Annotated in this window: 4 protein-coding genes; all 4 read left to right on the top strand. The window is 67.5% G+C overall.

From position 1 onward, the window contains the following. The first annotated feature begins 325 nt into the window (after positions 1-325). On the top strand, positions 326-553 hold the full coding sequence (locus LLH00_11805) for a hypothetical protein (protein ID MCE5271951.1): 228 nt from the start codon (positions 326-328) through the stop codon (positions 551-553). Beyond that, positions 553-1731, top strand: a complete 1179-nt coding sequence (locus LLH00_11800) for an AAA family ATPase (GenBank protein ID MCE5271950.1) — start codon at positions 553-555, stop codon at positions 1729-1731. The genes LLH00_11805 and LLH00_11800 overlap by 1 nt, the downstream gene beginning before the upstream one ends. Beyond that, positions 1731-3050, top strand: coding sequence for a VWA-like domain-containing protein (locus tag LLH00_11795; GenBank protein ID MCE5271949.1), 1320 nt, complete (start codon positions 1731-1733; stop codon positions 3048-3050). Before LLH00_11800 ends, LLH00_11795 begins: the two co-directional genes overlap by 1 nt. A 76-nt stretch (positions 3051-3126) precedes the next feature. Next, positions 3127-3404 (top strand): hypothetical protein (locus LLH00_11790; GenBank protein ID MCE5271948.1); only part of this gene is annotated, 278 nt, incomplete at its 3' end.

Here is a 3404-nt window from a genome sequence, read left to right as displayed (position 1 = left end):
TGGGGAGGCTACGTCAATGTCGGCGCCTACGAGTGTCTGCCTGGGTGCCAGCCGAAGATGTGCAGCACACGAGGACATGGTGTGGTCAGAGCTCTGTATGAGCGCCATCGGGTCTTCGGCGGAGAGATGGTCCGCAGCGTTGGTGCTCACGCCCTGGCCAACGCCAAGGAAATCGCCACCGAGTACGAGCACGGGACTCGATGATCCGCGCCCTGCTCATCACCGCGCTGGCCGCGGCCCTGTCCTACGCGGCCTGTGACGCCGCCGACCCCCTCAACCGCCGACCCCAAACCACCACCCACAACCAACCGAGGAACTGACCACCATGTCCATCCAAACCCGCACCACCTACCGACTCCGAATCCAGGATTGCGAGAACGGCGCCCTCCTGGCCGCCCCCACCGGCCCCCTCTGCATGGCTCCCGAGATTGCCAAGAGCGCCGAACTCGTCACCCAGGACGGCGAGCAGCTCGTGCTCACCACGGTCCTGCAACGCCTGGGCGGGGACGGCTGCTGGCACACCACGGACGAGACCATCACGGAGGTGCTGTGATGTCGGACACGCGAATCCTCCACGCTGCCCTTTTCACTCCCGGCCCGCGCCACGTCTGGGGAATGCCGATCCGGCTCATCGGCGGCCCCGGCACCGCGAAGTCGGACCTGGTGACCCAGACCTGCCTGGCCGCCGGCCTGCCGGTGGAGGTGGTCATCGCCAGCCTGCGCGACCCCACCGACTTCCTCGGCCTTCCGGTTCCCGGGCCAGACGGCCAGGTCACATACGCAACGCCCGACTGGGCGGTGGCAGCGGCCAAGGCAAAAAACGCGGTGGTGTTCCTGGACGAGATTTCCTGCACGGCTCCAGCGACCCAGGCCGCGCTCCTTCGCGTGGTCTTGGACCGAGTGGTGGGTGGTTTCCAACTACCTTCCGGGGTCCGCATTGTGGCCGCCCAGAACGGCGTCGATGAAGCCGCGGGTGGGTATGACCTGGCCATGCCTCTGGCTAACCGCTTCGGCACCCTGGCCGACTGGCAGGCCCCGAACGCGCAAGCCTGGGGTTCCTGGCTCCTGGGAGCCGGAAACGGCGGCGAGGTGGAAGCCACGCTCGACCCCGAGGAGGAACAGAAACGGGTGATGGCCCTCTGGCCCAACGCCTATGCCAAGGCGGCAGGCTGCATCAGCGCCTTCATCGCGGCCCGGCCCGGCCTGCTCCACGCCCAGCCCGCGGCCGGAAGCCCACAGGCCTCGCTCCCTTGGCCGTCCCGCCGGACCTGGGCCATGGCCACCAGGGCACTCGCCGCTTCCGAGATCCACCACCTGGACGAGGCAGAGACTGATCGCTATGTCGGCTCCTTCGTGGGCATGACCGCGATGGTGGAGCTGCGATCCTGGCTGGCCAATCTCGACCTGCCCGATCCGGCCGCCCTGCTGGATGGCAAGGTAACGTTCTCGCACAACCGCGACCGCTGCGACCGGACCATCGCGATCCTGTCGGCGTGCGCGGCCATGGTGGCGCCCAAAACCGCCGAGAAGCGCGAGCCCAGGGCGGCCGCAATGTGGGCCCTGCTGGCCCAGCACATGGACCAGCCTGACGTCTGCTACACCGCAGTCCAGGCATTATGCAATCGCGAGACCTTGCTCGTCAGGATCGGGGGCAAGGTCAATCAGGATGCCGAGCGGGTGCTGGAGCGGTTCAATCCCGTTCTCCGCGCCGCCGGGATTGTGGGACGCTGATGGCTGCCTCACTGACCAATGACGAGAAGCTGGCGGTCGCGTTCATTGCCGCGCAGAAGACCTGGCCCTATTTCTCCGTTGGGCTGGCCCACCTGGTGCGCCGCTGGGGGAACATCGAGCCCTACCACTCAATGGCCGTCACCCGCCAGGGCGTGCTCGTGATCGACCCGCTTTTCGTGGATGCAATGGAGCCCCAGGTACTGGCGCTGGTGTTGGTCCATGAGCTGCAGCACCTGCTGCGGCGCCACGCCACCCGATCGGATCAGATCGCCGAGGTCAATCGGGAAACCTGGGGCACGGCCGCCGATTTCGAGATCAACGACGATTTCCCGGCCGAGCTGGTCACCAAGGGCGGGGGGCTCCTGCCAGGGCAGCACGGTCTGCCGGACGGGCAGATGGCAGAGGAGTATTACGCCGAGCTGACCAAGCGGGCGGGCGGTAGCCGCGGCCAAGGCAAGTCCGGCGCCGGGAGGGGGAAGCAGGACGGTGAGGGCACTGGTGATGGCGAGGGAAAGGGAACGGGGCAGAAAGGCCAGAAGGGCGGGGTCATGGCCGGCCAGTGCGGGAGCGGTTCGGGCGGGGAGCCGGTCGACGGCGAGCCAGAAGGAGCCGAGGGGGCGCCCGGACGGAGCGAGGCCGATCTCGAGCGCATGCGCGGGGCCACGGCCCAGGCCATCATCGAGCACGCAAGTCGAAATCGTGGCACCGTCCCGGCCGGTCTGCTCCGCTGGGCCGAGCAGATGATCGCGCCGCCGAAGGTCCGGTGGCAGGACAAGCTCACGCGGGCCGTCCGCGGCTCCTACGCGACCGCATCGGGCAAGCTCGACTACACCAGGACCAGGCCGAGCCGGCGCCAGTCCGCCCTGGATTCGATGGCCCGCGTCCTGGGCCGGCGCGCGCCCATCATGCCCGCCCTGTGCGGTCCCCAGCCAACCGTCGCGATCGGGATCGACACCAGCGGATCCATGGGTGAGGCAGAGCTGGTCCGGGCGGTTAGTGAGTCCCACGGGGTGCTGCGGGCGCTTGGGGCTCCGGTGACGTTCCTGTCATGCGACGCCGAGGTCAACGGGGTGAAGCAAATCAGGACCGTGCGCGAGCTGACCCAGACTCTGCGCGGTGGTGGTGGGACGGACTTCCGCCCGATTTTCGCCGCCGTTGAAGCGCTCAAGCCCAAGCCGGCGGTTTTCATCTTCATCACCGACGGGATGGGGCCCGCGCCCGAGTCGCCACCCGCTGGCATCCACACGATCTGGGTTCTGGTTGGCGGGTACAAGCAGGCGCCGTGCGGGTGGGGCGAGCAGATCGCGATTGACGATTGACGATTGATTCTTTTCTTGCGTTTCTTTCTCGGCTGTACTTTAGTGTTCTTGACCATTGACCACCTTGGAGGACCACATGACCACGACAACGACTTCCGAAACCGCAACCCACATCCGCCACGACGTCATCGGCGTGCTCGACGGCCAAGCCGCGGGAGCGCTCGTCTGGTGGGAACTGAGCGGCGAGGTTGACCGCGCGCGCCTTACCGAAGCCTGGGCGCTTGCAGGCTTGGATCCGGACCAGGTCTCCGATCCCGTCAGCTCACGTGAGGCCCTGAAGCGCGCTATGGACGACATGCGAGAGCGGCACCTACTGGTCCGACCGCTGGCTGGGGCCCGCGGGTACAGCCTGGT

This window comes from bacterium, from assembly GCA_021372515.1.
Taxonomy (GTDB): Bacteria; Gemmatimonadota; Glassbacteria; order GWA2-58-10; family GWA2-58-10; genus JAJFUG01.
The sequence above is the reverse complement of the archived record's forward strand: the minus strand, read 5'-3'. Positions and strand labels throughout refer to the sequence as shown.

Bases quoted from the DNA above. Each gene is read 5' to 3' on its own strand.
- LLH00_11805 (MCE5271951.1), top strand. From the start codon at position 326: ATGTCCATCCAAACCCGCACCACCTACCGACTCCGAATCCAGGATTGC.
- LLH00_11795 (MCE5271949.1), top strand. From the start codon at position 1,731: ATGGCTGCCTCACTGACCAATGACGAGAAGCTGGCGGTCGCGTTCATT.
- LLH00_11800 (MCE5271950.1), top strand. From the start codon at position 553: ATGTCGGACACGCGAATCCTCCACGCTGCCCTTTTCACTCCCGGCCCG.